The organism is Bosea sp. AS-1, assembly GCF_002220095.1.
In the GTDB taxonomy this organism is placed as follows: Bacteria; Pseudomonadota; Alphaproteobacteria; order Rhizobiales; family Beijerinckiaceae; genus Allobosea.
The window spans coordinates 906,896-925,790 of record NZ_CP022372.1; the positions used below are offsets into that span (position 1 = coordinate 906,896).

Consider the following 18,895-nt stretch of genomic DNA (forward strand, 5'->3'; position numbering starts at 1 on the left):
GCGTGATCCCGCCGGGGTCTGGACCAATTGGTGCCTGACGCGGCATCGTCTCGTGGAACGGGAGGGCGACATGCCGAAGACGATGCAGGGGCCGGCGATCTTTCTGGCGCAGTTCGCTGGCGACAAGGCGCCTTTCGACAGTTGGCCGGCGATCACACGCTGGGCGGCTGGGCTGGGCTACCGTGGTGTGCAACTGCCTTCGTCCGATGGACGCTTCTTCGATCTCGAAAAAGCTGCCGCCTCGCAGGATTATTGCGACGAGATCGCCGGCATCGCCCGCGAGAACGGCGTCGCGATCACCGAGTTATCGACCCATATCCAGGGTCAGCTCGTCGCAGTGCATCCGGCTTATGACGCCGCCTTCGACGTGTTCGCGCCTGCTCATCTGCGCGGCAAGCCGGCAGAGCGGCAGGCCTGGGCGGTCGAGCAGATGAAGCTCGCGGCCAGGGCTTCGCGCCGGCTCGGCCTCGACGGCTCGGTCAGTTTCACGGGCGCGCTGGCCTGGCCCTTTCTCTATCCCTGGCCGCAACGTCCGGCGGGCCTGGTGGAGGAGGCGTTCGGCGAGCTCGCGAAGCGCTGGCGGCCGATCCTCGACGTCTACGAGGAGCACGGCGTCGATGTCGGCTTCGAGCTGCATCCGGGCGAGGACGTCTTCGACGGCGTGACCTTCGAGCTCCTGCTCGATCGGCTTGGCGGCCATCCGCGCTGTCGGATCAACTACGACCCATCGCATTTCGTGCTGCAGCAGCTCGATTATCTCGCCTTCATCGACATCTATCACGAGCGCATCAGCGCCTTCCATGTGAAGGATGCCGAGTTTCGCCCGGATGGCCGGCAGGGCGTCTATTCCGGCTTCGCGTCCTGGGTCGACCGCGCCGGCCGCTTCCGTTCGCTCGGCGATGGACAGGTCGACTTCAAGGCCGTGTTCTCGAAACTCGCGCAATACGACTACGATCGCTGGGCCGTGCTCGAATGGGAGTGCGCGTTGAAGCATCCCGAGGACGGGGCGCGCGAGGGGGCTCGCTTCATCGCGGACCATATCATCAGGGTCACCGAGACGGCCTTCGACGACTTCGCCGGTGGGGGCGATGCGACGCTCGCGCGCCGGATGCTGGGGCTGGGCTGACGCGACTTCATCGAGGGGCGAAGCGAGCCGGTGCGGCTGCCGCGTCCGGCAACGTTGCCGTAATCTTCGCCCGCAATCTGCGCACGCCGACCCCCTTCGATCCATGGAGGCGGGCGCAGATGTGCCGGCGGCTCAGCGAGCCGCCGCAAGGAGTCTTCGATGTATCGTACCGTTCCGATGGCGGGCCTCGGCCTGCTGGCCCTGTTCGCGGTGCCGGCAGCCGCAGCCGATCGTCCGCTACCGCGTACCCAGGAGTGGCCGAGCTATGTCGCGCCGCGGACCTATAATTGGAACGGCCTCTATGCCGGTCTGCACGCCGGCGGTGCGTTCGACCGGTTCGACGGCGCTACGGCCCGGAAGAGCCGCAACGAAATCCTGCTGGGCGGGCAGGTGGGCTACAATCTCCAGCTCGGCAATATGGTCTTCGGCATGGAGAGCGACCTGTCGATGAACGGCTTTGGCAAGGGCTCCAGGCGCGGCGGCGGGACCAGCGCCGACATGCGCTATCTCGGAACGCTGAAGGCACGTGCCGGCGTCGCATTTGATAGGGTGCTGGTCTACGGCACGGGCGGTCTCGCCTATGGCGGCTTCAAGGCCACCGACGGCCTGGTCTCGAAGAGCAAGAGCAAGCTCGGCTATGTGGTCGGTGCCGGCGCCGAATACGGCATCACCGACAATCTCTCCGCCAAGCTCGAATACAACTACGTCTCGCTAGGCAAGGAGAGCTTCCAGCTCGGCAGTGGCCGGACCAAGATCGGCGTCACCGAGCATCTCGTCAAAGCGGGCCTGAACTACCGCTTCTAACCCCGATATGACGGCCAGCCCGGCAAGGCTAGTCCCGCGATGCGGCTTTCTGGCCGCTTCCAGGTGGGGATGGGGCGGGATGTCTGGAAATATCGCCCCTTATCCGGCATCACGTTCCATCCCTGCACCCCGACAGGACCGACATGCGCGCATTGATCGTCGAGGACGAGCCCGATCTGATGAGCTTCCTCGCCTCGCTTCTGACGAATGCGGGGCTGGTCGTGGATCGCACCACCTCGATCGATGCGGCGTTGGCGGCTCTGCGGACCGCACCCTTCGATATCGCGATCGTGGACCGGCGACTGCCGGATGGCGACGGTCTGTCGATCGTCAAGGCATTGAACGCCGAGGACAACAGGCCTGCCTTCCTGATCCTGACGGCGCGCGACGCGAAGACCGACGTCATCGAAGGCCTGAACGGCGGCGCTGACGATTATCTGGTCAAACCCTTCGAGCCGGACGAGCTGCTGGCGCGCCTGCGCGTGATCGCGCGCCGCCGGCATCCGAAACGCTCCCTCGTCATCGCGGCCGGCAATCTGTCGCTCGATCTGGAAGGGCGTCGCGCGACCGTCGGCGCGGAACCGCTCGAGCTGCGCCGCCGCGAGGCATTGATCCTGGAGGCGCTGGTGCAGCGCGTCGGTCGCGTCGTGACCCGCGACGTGCTGATCGAGGCGGTCTACGGCTTCGACGATCTGATCGAATCCAACACGCTCGAGGCGCAGATCTCGCGACTGCGTCGCAAGCTGCGCGACGCCGAGGCCCGGGTCGAGATCACCTCGCTGCGTGGCATCGGCTATATGCTGCGTGCGACCGAGGCGGCCCTTTAGGGCGAGCCGTTGCGCTAGTCGGGGCTTGCGCCGTCCGGCGGGAATACCAGCCTGACCGTGGTGCCGCCGCTGTCGTTGCCGAGAATGGTGATCGTTCCGCCATGGGCGGCCATGATATCGCGTACGATGGTCAGGCCGAGGCCGGCGCCGCTGGTGCTGGCCGAGACGCGGTTGAACGGCTCGAGAACCTGCGCGCGCTTGGCGGCGGCGATACCGACTCCGTCGTCGACGACCTCGATGACCGCGCCATCGAGGATGCGGACCAGGATGGTCGAGCGCACCTGAGCGTGGCGCAGCGCATTGTCCACGAGGTTGGCGAGGGCGGCCCGGACAGTGGGTTCGTTCGCGACGATCGTCGCGTGGCGATCTCCCTCTTCCTCGAGCGCGACGTCCACGCCATGGCTCAGGACCAGCGGGGCGAGGTCGGCGAGGACTGCGCGGGAGAGGGCATTGAGCTGCAACGGCTCGAAGGGCAGGTCGGTGGCGTGGAGGCGGGCGAGCTGGAGCATCGAGGAAACGATGGTGGTCAGGCGGCTCAGATCGGTGGCGAGCTGCAGGCGCGCCGGCTCGTCGGCAAGCGCATCGACATGGCTGCGCATCACAGTGAGCGGCGTGCGCAGCTCATGCGCGACATTGTTCATGAAGCGCCGCTGCACCTCCATGTTGCTGGCGATCTGGTCGAGCGCGGAGTTCAGCGCCGTGGTCAGCGGCATCAGCTCGACTGGCGTTTCCTCGGTCGGGAGCAGGCCGCGTGGGGCGCGCGGGTCGATGCGGGCGGCGGCCTCGGCGGCGCTGCGCAGCCGGGCGGTGATGTAGGACACCGACATGGCGATCGCGGCGGCGACCAGGATGCCGAAGATCACGGAGATCGCCAAAGCGGAGCCGGCGATCGCGCGCAGGAAATACCCGAGGATCAGGTCCCAGCCCGGCAGCCCGCCGCCGGTCGCGACGATGATGCGGCTGCCGTCGATCTCCATGACGTCGAAGGCGAGCGCATTGTCCCCGCCGACCCGCATCTGCGCGGCGATGGTCGGGCCGTCGAGCCGGATGTCGATCGGCAGACCAGGCCGCAATTCTGGCGCATACTCGACGACCGATCGTCCGTCGGAGACGAGATACCACAAGAGGGGGCTGGCGCGCTCGATCTGCACGAGCCCGGCGGTCTTCTCGACCTGCAGGCTGCCGCCCGCCGAGGGCCGCACGCTTTGCTGGATGACACGCGAGGTGACATCGTTGCGCAGGGCGCCGGGGTCCTCGGTGATGAAGGTGAAAGCCAGAACGGCGGCGATGAAGGCGACGAACAGGACGATGCCGAGCAGGCTCAGCCGGATGGTGAGGGCGCGCGACAGCGAGGTCACAGCGATCCTCCGGCGCCGCGGCGATCTGCCCCGCCGATATCCGGCGGCGATCGGCGTCTCGCATTCGGTTCAATCTCGCGGGTCGTCACGGAGCCTCTGTGCGGGTATGGCTTGTCGGGCAGGGCGCGCCGCTCTGTCTTGCTCTGCATGGACCGTATTGCCCTTGTCGTTCAACTCTTTCCAGGATCGCGCAGCCTGATGCCCGCGTTGCGTGCCACGACGAACGGCAGGTGGCTTGCCGCGGTGTTGCTGGTGGCGCTGTTCGCAACGGGCTGGAGCGGCGTCGCTGCCCTGGCGCAGGGGGCGCCGCCGGCGAAGGAGCAGATCAAGCCGGGCCAGCTCCCGACGACGCCGCGAAATGAGATCATTCCCCTGGTCGAACGGGTCTTCGACACAGCCTCGAAGACGGTCAGCATCCCGATCGAGCGCTCGCTTGCGCTGTTCGGCGAGCCCAACGCCTATATCCTGGGCGGCGAACTGAGCGGCTCCTTCGTGGTCGGCGGGCGGCATGGCAGCGGCGAGCTGCGCTTCGCGGAAGGGGCGCCCGAGCCGGTGGTCTGGTCGGCACTTTCGGTCGGGATTGGCCTCGGCGCCGACTATGGCCGGGTGATCATGTTGGTCTACGGACTCGACCGACGAGAAGACGTTTTCGGTACCTATGCGAGCATCGGCGGCAGCGCTCATTTCCTGGCCGGTGCCAACGCCACCATTCTCGCCTCGTCGCGTGCCCGGATCGTCCTGATCTCGTCGGGTCTCGGCCTGCGCTTCTCGGGTGATCTCAGCCGCATTCGCATCGAGCCGGCGGGTGAGCCGGAAATCCTGAGGCCGCCGGCCAATGTCTGCCCCGACCCTGCTGGCTGCCCGCCGCGAAGCGGTCCCTGATCTTCAAACCCAGCGTTTCCGCAGCAGCGACTGATAGGCGCTGGCGTGGAGATCATCGAGGCGGTCCGCGATGTCCATGGCGATCAGCTCGATCTCGCCCTCGTCGGCAGCCTTGCGGACATAGAGCGGCTCCGACCAGACGATGCAGCCACGCCCGAAGGGCAGGGCGATGCTGGCGCGATCCTGCTCGTCGAGATTGAAGCGCGCACTGGTGACGGCTGCGAAAAGGTAGATCGGGCGGCCGGATACACGGGCAAGCTGGACCGCACACGTGCCGGCGAGGCATGGCACCTCGGGCGTGTCGGCCGGAAGCACGATGCTGGTGCCGTCCCGCAGGGCTTTGCGCATTTCGAAGAAGGCCGGAGCGGGCCGCCCTGCGTGCACCACGGGGCGGTTCTGCCTGCCCGGGCCGCGGATGGTTCGAAAGCCCGCCCGTTCGACGGCGCTGGCCATCGCGGTCCCGTCGGATTGGCCCGATGTCAGGATCGCAATCGGCGGGGAACCCGCCAGAGCAGCGAGACTCAGCATGCGCTGGCCGCGCCAGGTCAGAGCGATGAAGGGCTCGCGGCTGCGCTCCCAAGGGCAGGCGCCGGGGATCGTCGGCTTGAAGCGGGTCGTACGCCGGACGAGGTTGAGATAGGCGTGCAAGGCGCGGCCGGCGAGCGCCACTGACTGGCCTGAGCCAGAATGCATGATCGATCCTCCGTGGTGAATCACCCGGAGTCGTCGTCAGCCTGGCTTGCTGGAACATTGCGCGCCGATGCGAATGGCGCTCGATCAAGAAGAACGGGGCGTCATGCAGGCTGCCGAGGGAGGCTCTGCATGACGCCGCTTCGCGCCCGCCTCAGGCGATCTGAGGGATGAGCTTGTCGAGGGAGGCTTTCGCGTCTCCGTAGAACATCCGCGTGTTCTCCTTGTAGAAGAGCGGGTTCTCGATGCCGGAATAGCCCGTGCCCTGGCCACGCTTGGAGACGAAGACCTGCTTGGCCTTCCAGACCTCGAGCACCGGCATGCCGGCGATCGGCGAGTTGGGATCCTCCTGCGCCGCCGGATTGACGATGTCGTTCGAGCCGATGACGATCGCGACGTCCGTATTCGGGAAGTCCTCGTTGATCTCGTCCATCTCCAGCACGATGTCGTAAGGCACCTTCGCCTCGGCGAGCAGCACGTTCATGTGGCCGGGCAGGCGCCCGGCGACCGGGTGGATAGCGAAACGGACCTCCTTGCCGGCGGCGCGTAGTTTGCGCGTCAGCTCGGACACGGACTGCTGGGCCTGCGCCACCGCCATGCCGTAGCCGGGCACGATGATGACGCTGTCGGCCTCGTTCAGCGCTGCCGCGACGCCGTCCACATCGATCGCGATCTGCTCGCCCTCGATCGCCTGCGCCGGGCCGGTGGTGTTGCCGAAGCCGCCGAGGATGACCGAGACGAAGGAGCGGTTCATCGCCTTGCACATGATGTAGGACAGGATCGCGCCCGAGGAGCCGACCAGCGCGCCGGTGACGATCAGGAGATCGTTGCCGAGCGTGAAGCCGATGGCGGCCGCCGCCCAGCCCGAATAGCTGTTCAGCATCGAGACCACGACCGGCATGTCGGCGCCGCCGATGCCCATGATCAGGTGGTAGCCGATGAAGAAAGCGAGCAGCGTCATCAGGAAGAGCGCCCAGAAGCCGGCGCCCTGCACGTAGACGATCAGCAGCAGGAGCGAGAGTGCAGCCGCGCCGGCATTGAGCAGATGGCCGCCTGGCAGCTTCTTCGCCTTGCCGTCGACCTTGCCGGCGAGCTTGCCGAAGGCGATGACCGAGCCAGTGAAGGTGACCGCGCCGATGAAGACGCCAAGGAAGACCTCGACCTTCAGAATCGAGATCTCGACCCCGGTCTTGTGCGCCAGCACGGCGGCAAAGCCGGTCAGTGCCTCGCGCGCGGCCGGATCCAGCGCCTGGACGGCGCCGAGCTCCAGATGCGCGTTGAAGCCGATCAGGACGGCGGCGAGGCCGACGAAGGAGTGCAGCGCCGCAACGAGCTGCGGCATCTCGGTCATCTGCACTTTCATCGCCACCTGCCAGCCGATGGCGGCCGCGATGGCGAACATGATGATGACGAGCCAGAGCTTGCCGCTGCCCGGGCCGAAGACCGTCGCCAGCATGGCGAGCGCCATGCCGACAATGCCGTACCAGACGGCGCGCTTGGCGCTTTCCTGGTTCGAGAGGCCGCCCAGCGACAGGATGAACAGGATGGCGGCGGAGATATAGGCCGCGGAAACGATACCGATGCTCACGTCCGAGCCCCCCTCAGGACTTCTGGAACATGGCGAGCATCCGGCGCGTGACCAGGAAGCCGCCGACGATATTGATCGATGCGATCAGCACCGAGATCATCGCCAGGATGGTGACGAGCCAGCCGGAGGAGCCGATCTGCAGCAAGGCGCCCAGCACGATGATGCCGGAGATCGCATTGGTGACGGCCATCAGCGGCGTGTGCAGCGAATGCGACACGTTCCAGATCACCTGGAAGCCGACGAAGCAGGCGAGCGCGAAGACGATGAAGTGGCTCATGAAGCTCGCCGGCGCATAGGCGCCGATGATCAGCATCCCCACCGTGCCGATGCCGAGCAGCAGCATCTGCGAGCGGGTCTGCTCGCGGAAGGCGGCCGCCTCCTGCGCCCGCTTCTCCTCCGGCGTCAGCTCCTTGGCCTTCTCCTTCGGCTTCTGCGCGGCGATCGCGGCCACCTTCGGCGGCGGCGGCGGGAAGGTGATGGCGCCCTCATAGGTCACCGTCGCGCCGCGGATGACGTCGTCCTCCATGTTGTGGACGAGCTTGCCGTCCTTGCCCGGCGTCAGATCCGTCATCATGTGGCGGATATTGGTGGCATAGAGCGTCGAGGACTGGGCCGCCATCCGGCTCGGGAAGTCGGTGTAGCCGACGATCGTGACGCCGTTCGGCGTGACGATCTTCTGGTCGGCCTTGGTCAGCTCGCAGTTGCCGCCGCGCTCGGCGGCGAGGTCGACGATGACCGAGCCCGGCTTCATCGCTTTGACCATGTCCTTGGTCCAGAGCACCGGGGCGTCGCGGCCGGGGATCAGCGCCGTGGTGATGACAATGTCCATCTCCGGCGCGAGTTCGCGGAACTTCTTGAGCTGCGCCTCGCGGAACTCGGGGCTCGACGGGGCGGCATAGCCGCCGCTCGTGGCGCCGTCCTGCTGCTGGCCCTTGAAGTCGAGGAAGACGAACTGCGCGCCCATCGACTCGATCTGCTCGGAGACTTCCGGACGCACGTCGAAGGCGTAGGTGATGGCGCCGAGCGCGGTCGCTGTGCCGATCGCGGCAAGGCCGGCGACGCCGGCGCCTACCACCAGTACCTTGGCGGGCGGCACCTTGCCCGCGGCGGTGATCTGGCCGGTGAAGAAGCGGCCGAAATTGTTGCCGGCCTCGATCACGGCGCGATAGCCCGCGATGTTTGCCATCGAGGACAGGGCGTCCATCTTCTGGGCGCGCGAGATGCGCGGCACCATGTCCATGGCGATGACGGCGGCGCCCTTGTCCTTGCAGAGCTCCAGGAGCTCCTTGTTCTGCGCCGGGTAGAAGAACGCGATCAGCGTCTTGTCAGCCTTTAGCCGCTCGGCTTCGGCCGTCTCGGGCGGGCGCACCTTGGCGATGACGTCGGCCTCGTCCCAGAGCGCGGCCGCAGTCTCGATCACCGTCACGCCGGCGGCACGATAGGCATCGTCGGTGAAGCCGGCCAACGCGCCAGCTCCCGTCTCGATCAGGCAGTCATAGCCGAGTTTCTGAAGCTGAACCGCGCTGTCGGGCGTCATCGCCACACGCGCCTCGCCCGCCAGAACTTCCTTCGGTGTTCCGATCCTCACGATGCCCCTCTCCACTTCCCGCCGGATGCCGCGGCACGCCGGTTCCCTGCTTGTCCGCCCGACCATGAAGCAGCGCCGGTGCCCCGGTAGCCAGCCCGCCGTCAGAAGGCCCCTATCGAATATCGCGAGATTGCGACGCGCAAGCCGTCTTGCATCCGTCGCTCCCGCCGATACCCGTTATCGCCTCTATATGTTGCGCAGTAAAATATCGATCCTCTTTTATGAGCAGCGGTGGAGCCGTGTGCGGCGGCGGAAATTCTTCTCCGTGGCTTCGGCGACTGCCTTGATCCTCGAAGATTCCTGCCCGAAGGGCTGCGGTTGGATGCTCCAATGGGTTGGGGGATTTCCAATGCGGGGCGATGCCGTATCGCGACGTGCCTGTTGATATCATGGCGGCATGAGTTGGACGGTCACCGTCGGGGAGGGGGCAAGGATCCTTGCCAGCGGCCGCCTGCGCTCGGCCAGGATAATTTAAGGGAGCTACAAAATTTGTAGTTCATCTCCCCTTTTGATGATTTCACTTCAGCGGCTTAACAAAATATTCAATTGAAACCAGTATCTTAGAAGTTGGCACGGCGCTTGCCGAAGGGCTGCCGCGCAACGGAGCTTCCGCACGAATGCAGTGGCAGGCCATCGTCGATTTCGACGGCACGATTTCTCTCGAAGACACCACGGACCGGATTCTCGAGCGTTTCGCTGCGCCGGGCTGGGAGGCGATCGAGGCTGACTGGGTCGCGGGCCGCATCGGGTCGCGCGAGTGCATGCAGCGCCAGATCGCGCTGCTGCAGGTCTCTCCGGACGTGCTCGACACCTTCGTCGAGAGCTTCGAGATCGACTGGGGCTTCGCCTTCTTCGTCCGGGTTTGCCAGCGCCACGCGATCCCGGTGACGGTGGTTTCGGATGGCCTCGACCGCACGATCCACGCCGTCCTGCGCCGGGCAGGGCTCACCGGCCTGCCGGTCATCGCCAACCATCTCGAACCGGTGGGTGGCGACCATTGGCGGCTGACCTCGCCGCATGCCGCCCGCGACGGCAGCTGTGTCAGCGGCACCTGCAAATGCAACGTGGCGCGCGGTCTCGGCCGGCTGGCCACCATTCTCGTCGGTGACGGCCGCTCCGATTTCTGCCTGGCCGAGCACGCCGACCTTGTCTTCGCCAAGAACGGCCTGATCGCGCATTGCCGCGAGGCCGGTGTGGAGCATCACCCCTTCTCCCAACTCGCGGATGCAGCGCGTCTTCTGGACGAGATGCTGGCCGGCAAGAAGCCGGCCGCCGCGGGCCATCAGCTCAAGGACATGATCGATGGATGACGGATTTCCCCAGATCGCGGCCGCTCACGCCGCGACGAACCCGGCTGCGCTTGCGGCCGAGGAAGCCCGGCTGCTTGCCCTCGAGGCCGAATATTGCTCGCATGGCGATACGGTTCACTACACGCAGTTCCCGAAGATCTTCTCGGGTTGCGAAGGCTCCTTCATGCTCGATGCGGCGGGCAACCGCTTCCTCGACCTGCAGATGTGGTACTCGGCGGTCAATTTCGGCTATGCCAATCCGCGCCTCAACAACGCGCTGAAGCGCCAGATCGATACGCTGCCACAGGTCGCGAGCCAGTATCTCCATCGCGAGAAGATCGAGCTGGCGGCGATGATCGCCAAGGACGCCCAGCGCAAGTTCGGCGCGAAGGGCCGGGTCCATTTCAATGTCGGCGGCGCGCAGGCGGTGGAAGACTCGCTCAAGCTCGTGCGCAATGCCTCGAACGGCAAGAGCCTGATGTTCGCCTTCGAGGGCGGCTATCACGGCCGCACGCTCGGCGCCTCCGCGATCACCTCGTCCTATCGCTATCGCCGCCGCTTCGGCCATTTCGGCGAGCGCGCGCATTTCATCCCGTTCCCGTATCACTTCCGCGGGCCGAAGGGCATGAGCAAGGAGGAGTATGGCGAGCACTGCGTCGCGCAGTTCGCCCGGCTCTTCGAAAGCGAATATAACGGCGTCTGGGATCCGAAGGTCGGCCAGGCCGAATATGCCGCCTTCTATGTCGAGCCTCTGCAGGGCACGGGCGGTTATGTCATCCCGCCACCGAACTTCTTCACCGGGCTGAAGAAGGTACTCGACGACCACGGCATCCTGCTCGTCGTCGACGAAATCCAGATGGGCTTCTACCGGACGGGCAAGCTCTGGTCGATCGAGCATTTCGGCGTGCAGCCGGACGTGATCGTCTTCGGCAAGGCCGTCACCAACGGCCTGAACCCGCTCTCCGGCATCTGGGCCAAGGAAGAACTGATCAACCCGACCGTCTTCCCGCCGGGCTCCACCCATTCGACCTTCAACGCCAATCCGCTCGGCACCGCCGTCGCGCTGGAGGCGATGAAGATGATGGAGGAGGAAGACTACGAGTCCATGGTCATGGCCAAGGGCAAGCATTTCCTTGCCGGCCTCCAGGAGTTGAAGCGCCGCCACAAGATCGTCGGTGAGGTCGACGGTCTCGGCATGGCCCTGCGCATCGAGATCTGCGAGCCGCATGACAGCTACACCCCGTCGAAGCGGCTGGTCGACCTGATGTGCGACGAGGGCATGAAGGCCGACCTCGAAGTCGCCGGCCGGCGTTACGGGCTCGTGCTCGACATCGGTGGCTACTACAAGAACGTCATCACCCTCGCGCCGGCACTCACGATGAGCTATGCCGAGATCGATCTGGCGATCGCATTGCTCGACCAGCTCTTCACCCGCGTCGCCGACGCCTGATCGACTGGAGACGGGCTTTGCGCCTGCAGGTCATCGATCTCGACGGCAGTCTCATGCACCAGGAGCCGCTACGGCGCCGCATCGACATGGGAGAAGCATCCCGCGTCGAAGCGGCGGACCTCGCCGCGCGCCTGCGCATCGTGGCGAGCCGCCGTGCGGGGGCGGGCCTGCTCGAGCGACTCGCCACCGGCGGCCGGCGCGGGAATGGCCCGCCGGTGTATTTCTACGGCTCCGGCGATTTCCATCATCTGACGGCCCTGTTCCTGCAGACCGTGTCCGAGCCCGTGACGGTCGTCCATTTCGACAACCACCCCGACTGGGTGCGGTTTCCGGCGACGGTCAATTGTGGCGCCTGGGTCAATCGCGCTCTGGAGCTGCTGCAGGTCCGCAAGGTCGTCACCATCGGCCCCTGCAGTGAGGATCTCGTGCGCCCCGAATGGCAGTTCGCCAATCTCCGGGCAGTCGAAGCTGAGCGGATCGCACTCTTCCCATGGCGGCACGCCCCCTCCCGGGTCTGGGGACGCTACGACAAGGCCGCCAGCTTCCGGCAGGAGGGAAGCCATCTGCATTGGCGCAACCTCGCCGAGGAGGATTGGGCTGATTTCCTCGACGATCTCCTGCCCGCGATCCCGACGGAGGCCGTCTGGCTCACCATCGACAAGGATGTGCTCGGCCGCGGCGAGGCCGTGACGAACTGGGACCAGGGAGAGCTGACGCTCGCCCATCTCGTCGCCGCCATCGAGCGCCTGGCGGACGAACGACGCATCATCGGCGTCGATGTTTGCGGCGACTGGTCGGAGCCTCGCTTCTCGGATCCCTTCCGTGCGGCACTCGCCTTCTTCGATCACCCGCCGCGGCTGCGTCCCTCGGCGGGAGACCTCGCCATCAACGCGCGGGCGAACGCCGCGCTGATCGACTGTTTCGCGCGGGTGCTGCCATGAGCCTCACCATCATCCTGTGGTTCGTCCTGTCGATCGTCTGCGATGTCGTCGGACAGCTCTGCCTCAAGCTCGGCGCCGACAAGCTGCCGGCGGGCGGAAATCTTCGCGACATGGCGATTGCGCTGGGCCGTTCGGGCTGGGCGCTGGCCGGCATCCTGACCTACGTCGCCGAGTTCTTCATCTGGCTGCGAATCCTCGCGGAAGTGCCGCTCTCGATCGCCTTCCCGATCGCCAGCCTGAATTTCCTTGCCATCACCTTTGCCAGCTCCATTCTGCTCGGAGAACGGGTTGGCACGCGTCAATGGCTTGGCGCCTGCCTCATCACCTGCGGCGTGGTCATTGTCGCTCGCACAGCCTGACGGAACCTGACGTGACGACGCGCGATTTCAGCCTCCGCTATGCCGGCGACCGCACCGGCTTCCTGCTGATCCACGGCCTGGGCGGCACGCCGACCGAAATGCGGCTGGTCGCGCGCGCGCTGCACCGCGGCGGCCATACCGTGCACTGCCCGCAGCTGGCAGGCCATTGTGCTGGAGAAGCAGAGTTGCTGGCGACGGGCTGGCGCGACTGGACCCAGAGCGTCGTCGATGAGCTCGAGCATATGCGCGGCATCTGCGACACGGTCATCGTCGGTGGGCTGTCCATGGGCGCTGTTCTCGCGATGCATGTCGCGGCCGTGCGGCCCGACGCGGTGGACGGGCTCGCTCTCTATGCACCGACGCTGTGGTATGATGGCTGGTCGATCCCGCGCTATGCCTTCCTGCTGAAATGGCTGATCAACACGCCGGCCGGCCGGCGCTACAGCTTCGTCGAGCGTGAGCCTTACGGGGTCAAGGACCTGCGGACCCGCTCCCTGATCACAGCGGCGATCACGCGTGGTGACAGCGCCGAGGCGGGACTGCTCGGCACTCCCTCCGGTGCTCTCAAGCAGATGTGGGAGCTGATTGGCCAGACCCGGCGCGAGATGCCGACGATCAAATGCCCGGCACTGCTGGTGCACGCCCGCGAGGACGATGTCGCCAGCCTGTCCAACGCCTTCTACATCCAGCGGCGGCTCGGAGGGCTCGTCGACGCCGTCATCCTCGACGACAGCTATCACCTGGTGACGATCGACCAGCAGCGCGAGATCGTCGTCGAGCGTTCGCTGGCCCTCGCAGCCCGGCTCGCGAAGCCGCATCTTCACGAGGTGGCATCGGGGCTGCACATCGTGGCAGCCGAATGAGCACGCTGACGGCCCGGATCGTCGACAGCGTGACAGAGGTCGACGCTGCGGCCTGGGATGGCTGCCTGCCTGGCGAGGCGGAATGCCACGCCTACTATAGCGCCTGCGAAGCGGCGGCAGCTTCATCCGGCGTAGGGCTGCGCATGGCCGCCATTGTCATCGAGCGGCAGCGGGAAGTGGTTGCGGTCGCCCCGCTGTTCCGACTGAGCTACCGGCTGGATACGCCGCTGCAAGGCAGCCTTCGTGGGCTCGGCGATGCCCTCTTCCGCCGCCTGCCGCGGCTTCTCACCCTGAAGGCTCTTTGCGTGGGCTCGCCCTATGGGGAGCGCTGTCATCTCGGCTTTTCGCCGCGTGTCGACGCGGCCGGGCGCGCGGCGGCACTCGCTCTCCTGATCGAGACCTTGCAGCGACAGGCTGCGGCCGAAGGCGCCCAGCTCGTCGTCTGGAAGGATCTTGCACCCGCTCAAGAGCAGGACGCGACCGATCAGTTGGCTCAGGCCGGTTTTGCCCGCCTCGCCAGCCTGCCGCTCGCTGTTCTCGATCTGCCCTTTGCGGATGAAGCCGGCTATCTCGCTTCGTTGTCGCCGGCCACCCGCAAGGATATCCGGCGCAAGCTCGCGAAGGCGGGGGCGGTGCGCCTCGAGTTCCGCAACGATATCACCGGGCTGGAAGCCGAAATCGATGCACTCTACGAATCGACCCGGCGCCAGAGCGGCCTCGACTATGGCGATCTCGAAGTGCTGCCGCCCGGCTATTTCGCTGCCGTCTCGCAGGCGCTCGGCGACCGGGTCGTCTTTGCGCTCTACTGGATCGGGAACGAGCTCGGCGCCTTCAACTTGCTTCTGGTCGAGGCCGACCGCGTCATCGACAAGTTTCTCGGCATGCGCTACCCGCTGGCCCGGGAGCACAATCTCTATGCGGTGAGCTGGATGGCGAACATCCGGTTCTGCATCGAGCGCGGCATCGGCGTGTTCCAGAGCGGGCAGACGGCCTATGCCTCGAAACTGCGCTTCGGCAGCCGGCTGGTCCCGTCCGCAATCCATGTCCGGCATCGTAGCGCTCCTCTGCAATGGGCTCTGCGTCGCCTGAGTCCCCGGTTCGGTTTCGATCGCTTCGATCCGGATCTCGCCGAATGGTCCAAAAGGAAGGCGGCATGAGCGCCACGACCTCCGCAGAGCCGCTCTCGCGCTGGCGCCAGCTCTTGATCTGGCTGGCCTTCATCGCGCTCGATACGGGGACGCAGATCGCCTTCAAATGGGGGGCGGACGGCCTCGGCGACATGGATTTCGGCCTCGCCATGCTGGCGCGCTCGGTGACGCTGCCGGGTGTCTGGTTCGCGATCGCCGGTTATCTCGGGACCTTCGTCGTCTGGATGGCGATCCTGCGCGACATGCCGCTGAGCCGTGCCTTCCCGATGACCGGATTGGTCTATATCACCGTCCCGCTGCTCGCCTGGAGCGCCTTTGGCGAACATATCGACCTGCTGCGCGCAGGCGGCATCGCCCTGATCATCGTCGGCGTCGTGCTGCTCGGCGGGGAGGATGAGCATGAAGGGGCGTAATCTGCTGTCGGCGGTCGTTGCGGTGGCATTGCTCGGCTCGCTGCCGGCGCTGGCCGATCCAATGGCCGATACCATCGGGCGCTGGCGCGATTCCGATGGGGAATCGGAGATCGCCATCAGCCGTTGTGGCGCGGCCCTGTGCGGGCGCATCGTCTGGCTGAAGGAGCCGCGCATCGACCGCTTCAACCCGGATGAGAAGCTGCGGGCACGCTCGCTGCTCGGCCTGCAGGTGCTCAGCGGTTTCAAGCCCGACGCCAGGAACATCTTGTCCGGCGAAGGCTACAACCCTGCCGACGGCAAGACCTACCGCACGACGCTCGAACTGACGGCGCCGGATTCGCTTGTCGTGCGCGGTTGCGTGCTCGGCGGGCTGATCTGCGACGACGACACCTGGACGAGGCAACAGTGAGGTCGATCATCTTCATGAGAAGGAGCGGGCGCTGCCGGATCGGCCTCGGCACCTCGCCATGCCTGGAAAGGTGATGTCGCTCAGGCTCCGGCTGGTCATCGGCTTCATGCTGGTCAGCGTGCCGGCCATGCTGGCCTCGGCCTTCATCGCGGCCAAGCTGATCTCCAGCGCCTTCGAGGACAATGTCGGGCACTGGCTGCGGGAGACGTCCCGCTTCTTCAGGCTCGAAATCGTCGAGGCGGTGCAGGAGGCGCAGCGTGTCGCTGGCGTGATCGGCCATCGCCTCGAACACAGTCCCGACGACACCAAGATGCAGCGGACCGTCGAACGCGAGTTCGCCGTGCTGAATTCCGTCGGCTACGACCTCATCGCCATCTATCGCCCCAGCGGCGAGGTGATCTTCTCCTCGCGCTCCTTCAAGGCGATCGGGGCCTTGCCGACGTCGACCGGGCAGGGGCTGTTCAAGATCGCGGCGGACGACCAGCGCTGGCTGATGGCTGGCGCGGTGCAGTCGATCACCATCAACGGGCAGCCCGCGAACATTCTGGTGGGCAGCTGGCTGGACGATAACTACCTCGGCGGAATCAAGGTGGTGACCTCGCTGGAAGTGACTCTGTTCTCCGATTTCGACGGCAAGCTCGAATCCATCATGCAGACGCATGACGACAAGCCGACGGTGGTGCCGGAGGAGGTCAAGGCCCGGCTCGACGCCGGCGAGGACGAGATCTTCGATCCAGGCGCCGGCGATGGGGCCTATCGCGCCGTCTATGCCGGTTTCCGGGGCGTCGACGGCAAGCTGGCGGCCGTCAGCTTCATCGGTCTGCGCAGCGAGGCGGGGCTGCTGGAACAGCTCGGCCGCGAGCGGCTGTTCCTTGGCATATTTCTGTTCGGCAGCTTCATCGCCGTGCTTGTCGGCAGCCTGATGTCGGGCGTCCTGGTCCGGCCGCTGCGTGCCCTGACCCGAGGCGTGCGGGCGATCTCGGCAGGGGATTTCGGGCAGCGTGTGCCGATCGGCGGCGGCCGGGAGATCGCCGAACTGGCCACGGGCTTCAACAGCATGGCCGAGCAGCTGGGCAAGCTGCAGGAACTGGAGACGGAGCTGCGGCGCCGCGACAGACTCTCGGCGCTCGGCCAGGCGGCGATGGTCATCGCGCACGAGGTCCGCAACCCGCTCGGCATCATCAAGACCTCGACGGAAGTGGTGCGGAACCGGGCAAGGCTCGGCGGCACCGAGGCGAAGATGCTGGGTTACGTCGTCGACGAGGTGCGCCGCATCGAGACATTGATGCGGGAATTCCTCGACTTCGCCCAGCCACGCCCGCTGGTCCGCAGTCCCCTGCCGCTGCACAACGTGATCGAGAGGGTCGCGGCAATCGCGGCGCCGGAACTCGCGCGGCATGGCATCGAGCTTCGCATCGATGATGCCAGCAAGGGCGCCGAAGTCGCCGGCGACGCCGACCAGCTTCATCAGGCCTGCCTCAATCTGGTCTTGAATGCGATGGATGCCATGCCGACGGGTGGCACCATCTTCGCGAGTCTGGCCGTGAATTCCGACACCGTATCGCTGACGATCCGAGACGAGGGACCGGGCGTACCCGAGGCGATCCGTGCCGAGGTCTTCAATCCGTTCTTCACCACCAAGGCGAAGGGAACCGGGCTGGGGCTCGCCAAGGTGCAGAGCGTGGCGGCGGCGCATGGCGGAACGGTTACTTGCGAGAGCGAACCCGGGCGGGGCGCGGCCTTCACGCTTGCCCTGCCGCGTGCCGACAAGGGAGCGAGCACGTGAGCCACGCCATTCTGGTGGTCGATGATGAAGAGCGCCTCGCCGATGTTCTGGCAGCGGCGCTGGATGATCTTGGCTATAGGGCGATTGCGGTGACGAGTGCCCAGGCTGCGCTCATGGCGCTGGAGCAGTCGCGCTTCGATCTCGTGCTCACCGATCTCAGACTACCGGTCATGGACGGGCGCGGTCTGCTGCGCGAGGTCCGCAGCCGCTGGCCGGAGGTGCCGGTCGTCATCGTCACGGCTTTCGCCGCGGTGCGCGACGCCGTGGAACTCGTCAAGGAAGGCGCGTTCGACTACATCGCCAAGCCCTTCGAGATGGAAGACGTCGCGGCGACGATCAGGCGGGCGCTACGCCTGGCCGATGTCGTGCGGGACAACGAGCGCCTGCGCAGCGAGCTGGAAGGGCGCCACAGCTTCGATACGCTGATCGGCAACAGCCCCTCTTTTCGACGCGTGATCGAGCAGGTGACGGAGGTGTGCGAGACCCGGGCGACCGTGATGCTGAACGGCGAGAGCGGGACGGGCAAGGAACTCGTCGCCCGGGCGATCCACTTCAACAGCCCGCGCCGTGGTCGCCCCTTCATTGCCGTCAATTGTGCCGCGATCCCCGAGACGTTGCTCGAGAGCGAGCTCTTCGGTCACGTCAAGGGCGCTTTCACCGGGGCCGTCGCCAACCGGGTCGGTCGTTTCGCTGCGGCCGAAGGCGGTACGCTCTTCCTCGACGAGATCGGCGACATGCCTCTCGCGATCCAGGCCAAGCTGCTGCGCGTCGTCCAGGAGCGTAGCTTCGAGCCGGTCGGCGCCAGCCGCAGCCAGACGGCCGATGTCCGCCTGATCGCGGCGACGCACAAGGATATGCGCGAGGCCGTGGCCGAAGGCCGCTTCCGCGAGGACCTGTTCTACCGGTTGAACGTCTTTCCGATCCGGCTGCCGGCCTTGCGCGAGCGGCCCGAGGATATCCCGCTGCTGGCAGCGCATTTCCTCTCCTCCCTGTCGGAGGCGGTGGGCAAGCTCGTCTCGGGATTCTCGCCGGCTGCGCTCACGGCAATGTCGGGGCATAGCTGGCCCGGCAATATCCGCGAGCTGCACAATTGCATCGAACGTGCGCTGATCGTCGCCAAGAACCCGGTCATCGATGTTCAGGATCTGCCGAGGGAATTGTTCGAGGGACAGCGCCGCGCCACTGGGGATGCCTTGCCGCGCGATCTCGACGCGGAACTCGAACGCATCGAGCGCGATTTCATCCTCGAGGCGTTGCGACGCAGCGATGGCGTGCAGGTCAAGGCGGCACGGATGCTCGGGATCGCGGAACGCAGCCTCTGGCACCGCATCAAGAAACTCGGTATCCGCTTGAGCCGGACTGTCGTGGAATGAT

18 protein-coding genes are annotated in these 18,895 nt (G+C 66.1%); 14 read left to right on the plus strand and 4 right to left on the minus strand.

All coding sequences use genetic code 11. The features are described 5' to 3' along the window. Nucleotides 1-70 precede the first annotated feature (70 nt). The 3 genes from CE453_RS05945 to CE453_RS05955 all read left to right on the plus strand — a co-directional run bounded on the left by CE453_RS05945 (nucleotide 71) and on the right by CE453_RS05955 (nucleotide 2,757). The gene (locus CE453_RS05945) at nucleotides 71-1,126 is read left to right on the plus strand and encodes a sugar phosphate isomerase/epimerase family protein (protein WP_089173745.1); all 1,056 of its coding nucleotides are present in this window, start codon (nucleotides 71-73) and stop codon (nucleotides 1,124-1,126) included. A gap of 159 nt (nucleotides 1,127-1,285) precedes the next feature. Continuing rightward, nucleotides 1,286-1,930, plus strand: coding sequence for an outer membrane protein (locus CE453_RS05950; RefSeq protein ID WP_089173746.1), 645 nt, complete (start codon nucleotides 1,286-1,288; stop codon nucleotides 1,928-1,930). 143 nt (nucleotides 1,931-2,073) lie between these two features. Then, a complete protein-coding gene (locus CE453_RS05955) occupies nucleotides 2,074-2,757 on the plus strand; it encodes a response regulator transcription factor (RefSeq protein ID WP_089173747.1) in 684 nt (227 codons plus the stop codon). A gap of 14 nt (nucleotides 2,758-2,771) precedes the next feature. Here CE453_RS05955 and CE453_RS05960 read toward each other — a convergent pair whose 3' ends face one another. Continuing rightward, nucleotides 2,772-4,115 carry a sensor histidine kinase gene (locus CE453_RS05960; protein ID WP_089173748.1) on the minus strand — a complete coding sequence of 448 codons (1,344 nt, stop codon included), beginning with the start codon at nucleotides 4,113-4,115 and terminating at the stop codon, nucleotides 2,772-2,774. Between the two features lie 198 nt (nucleotides 4,116-4,313). Between CE453_RS05960 and CE453_RS28455 the strand changes: the two genes are divergently transcribed. Further along, entirely contained in the window at nucleotides 4,314-4,997 is a 684-nt protein-coding gene (locus CE453_RS28455; protein WP_157732907.1) for an EipA family protein, read from the plus strand. A 3-nt stretch (nucleotides 4,998-5,000) separates the two neighbouring features. Here the strand turns inward: CE453_RS28455 and CE453_RS05970 are convergent, their stop codons facing one another. The 3 genes from CE453_RS05970 to CE453_RS05980 all read right to left on the minus strand — a co-directional run bounded on the left by CE453_RS05970 (nucleotide 5,001) and on the right by CE453_RS05980 (nucleotide 8,863). Further along, a complete protein-coding gene (locus CE453_RS05970; RefSeq protein ID WP_089173749.1) occupies nucleotides 5,001-5,690 on the minus strand; it encodes a lysophospholipid acyltransferase family protein in 690 nt (229 codons plus the stop codon). Nucleotides 5,691-5,841: 151 nt separating this feature from the next. Further along, nucleotides 5,842-7,275, minus strand: a complete 1,434-nt coding sequence (locus tag CE453_RS05975) for an NAD(P)(+) transhydrogenase (Re/Si-specific) subunit beta (protein ID WP_089173750.1) — start codon at nucleotides 7,273-7,275, stop codon at nucleotides 5,842-5,844. A 13-nt stretch (nucleotides 7,276-7,288) separates the two neighbouring features. Beyond that, a complete protein-coding gene (locus CE453_RS05980) occupies nucleotides 7,289-8,863 on the minus strand; it encodes a Re/Si-specific NAD(P)(+) transhydrogenase subunit alpha (protein ID WP_089173751.1) in 1,575 nt (524 codons plus the stop codon). Nucleotides 8,864-9,480: 617 nt separating this feature from the next. Here CE453_RS05980 and CE453_RS05985 point away from each other — a divergent pair. The 10 genes from CE453_RS05985 to CE453_RS06030 all read left to right on the plus strand — a co-directional run bounded on the left by CE453_RS05985 (nucleotide 9,481) and on the right by CE453_RS06030 (nucleotide 18,894). Beyond that, entirely contained in the window at nucleotides 9,481-10,173 is a 693-nt protein-coding gene (locus CE453_RS05985; protein WP_089173752.1) for an MtnX-like HAD-IB family phosphatase, read from the plus strand. Continuing rightward, on the plus strand, nucleotides 10,166-11,602 hold the full coding sequence (locus CE453_RS05990) for an aspartate aminotransferase family protein (RefSeq protein ID WP_089173753.1): 1,437 nt from the start codon (nucleotides 10,166-10,168) through the stop codon (nucleotides 11,600-11,602). Before CE453_RS05985 ends, CE453_RS05990 begins: the two co-directional genes overlap by 8 nt. Nucleotides 11,603-11,619: 17 nt before the next feature. Then, entirely contained in the window at nucleotides 11,620-12,543 is a 924-nt protein-coding gene (locus CE453_RS05995; protein ID WP_089173754.1) for an arginase family protein, read from the plus strand. Continuing rightward, nucleotides 12,540-12,902, plus strand: a complete 363-nt coding sequence (locus CE453_RS06000; RefSeq protein WP_089173755.1) for an EamA family transporter — start codon at nucleotides 12,540-12,542, stop codon at nucleotides 12,900-12,902. The genes CE453_RS05995 and CE453_RS06000 overlap by 4 nt, the downstream gene beginning before the upstream one ends. Before the next feature lie 11 nt (nucleotides 12,903-12,913). Further along, nucleotides 12,914-13,765 (plus strand): alpha/beta hydrolase, encoded by an 852-nt coding sequence (locus CE453_RS06005; RefSeq protein WP_198302277.1) that lies wholly within the window; start codon nucleotides 12,914-12,916, stop codon nucleotides 13,763-13,765. Further along, nucleotides 13,762-14,922: a GNAT family N-acetyltransferase gene (locus CE453_RS06010; protein ID WP_089173757.1), complete on the plus strand. Its 1,161-nt coding sequence runs from the start codon at nucleotides 13,762-13,764 to the stop codon at nucleotides 14,920-14,922. The genes CE453_RS06005 and CE453_RS06010 overlap by 4 nt, the downstream gene beginning before the upstream one ends. Next, the gene (locus tag CE453_RS06015) at nucleotides 14,919-15,326 is read left to right on the plus strand and encodes a DMT family transporter (protein WP_089173758.1); all 408 of its coding nucleotides are present in this window, start codon (nucleotides 14,919-14,921) and stop codon (nucleotides 15,324-15,326) included. Before CE453_RS06010 ends, CE453_RS06015 begins: the two co-directional genes overlap by 4 nt. Then, entirely contained in the window at nucleotides 15,313-15,735 is a 423-nt protein-coding gene (locus CE453_RS06020) for a DUF2147 domain-containing protein (RefSeq protein WP_157732908.1), read from the plus strand. The genes CE453_RS06015 and CE453_RS06020 overlap by 14 nt, the downstream gene beginning before the upstream one ends. Nucleotides 15,736-15,808: 73 nt before the next feature. After that, nucleotides 15,809-17,521: a sensor histidine kinase gene (locus CE453_RS06025; protein WP_198302278.1), complete on the plus strand. Its 1,713-nt coding sequence runs from the start codon at nucleotides 15,809-15,811 to the stop codon at nucleotides 17,519-17,521. Then, the gene (locus CE453_RS06030) at nucleotides 17,518-18,894 is read left to right on the plus strand and encodes a sigma-54-dependent transcriptional regulator (RefSeq protein ID WP_089173761.1); all 1,377 of its coding nucleotides are present in this window, start codon (nucleotides 17,518-17,520) and stop codon (nucleotides 18,892-18,894) included. Before CE453_RS06025 ends, CE453_RS06030 begins: the two co-directional genes overlap by 4 nt. Nucleotide 18,895 lies beyond the last annotated feature (1 nt).

Bases quoted from the DNA above. Each gene is read 5' to 3' on its own strand.
- CE453_RS05945 (WP_089173745.1), top strand. From the start codon at position 71: ATGCCGAAGACGATGCAGGGGCCGGCGATCTTTCTGGCGCAGTTCGCT.
- CE453_RS05950 (WP_089173746.1), top strand. From the start codon at position 1,286: ATGTATCGTACCGTTCCGATGGCGGGCCTCGGCCTGCTGGCCCTGTTC.
- CE453_RS05955 (WP_089173747.1), top strand. From the start codon at position 2,074: ATGCGCGCATTGATCGTCGAGGACGAGCCCGATCTGATGAGCTTCCTC.
- CE453_RS28455 (WP_157732907.1), top strand. From the start codon at position 4,314: ATGCCCGCGTTGCGTGCCACGACGAACGGCAGGTGGCTTGCCGCGGTG.
- CE453_RS05970 (WP_089173749.1), bottom strand. From the start codon at position 5,690: ATGCATTCTGGCTCAGGCCAGTCAGTGGCGCTCGCCGGCCGCGCCTTG.
- CE453_RS05985 (WP_089173752.1), top strand. From the start codon at position 9,481: ATGCAGTGGCAGGCCATCGTCGATTTCGACGGCACGATTTCTCTCGAA.
- CE453_RS05990 (WP_089173753.1), top strand. From the start codon at position 10,166: ATGGATGACGGATTTCCCCAGATCGCGGCCGCTCACGCCGCGACGAAC.
- CE453_RS06000 (WP_089173755.1), top strand. From the start codon at position 12,540: ATGAGCCTCACCATCATCCTGTGGTTCGTCCTGTCGATCGTCTGCGAT.
- CE453_RS06010 (WP_089173757.1), top strand. From the start codon at position 13,762: ATGAGCACGCTGACGGCCCGGATCGTCGACAGCGTGACAGAGGTCGAC.
- CE453_RS06015 (WP_089173758.1), top strand. From the start codon at position 14,919: ATGAGCGCCACGACCTCCGCAGAGCCGCTCTCGCGCTGGCGCCAGCTC.
- CE453_RS06020 (WP_157732908.1), top strand. From the start codon at position 15,313: ATGAAGGGGCGTAATCTGCTGTCGGCGGTCGTTGCGGTGGCATTGCTC.
- CE453_RS06025 (WP_198302278.1), top strand. From the start codon at position 15,809: ATGTCGCTCAGGCTCCGGCTGGTCATCGGCTTCATGCTGGTCAGCGTG.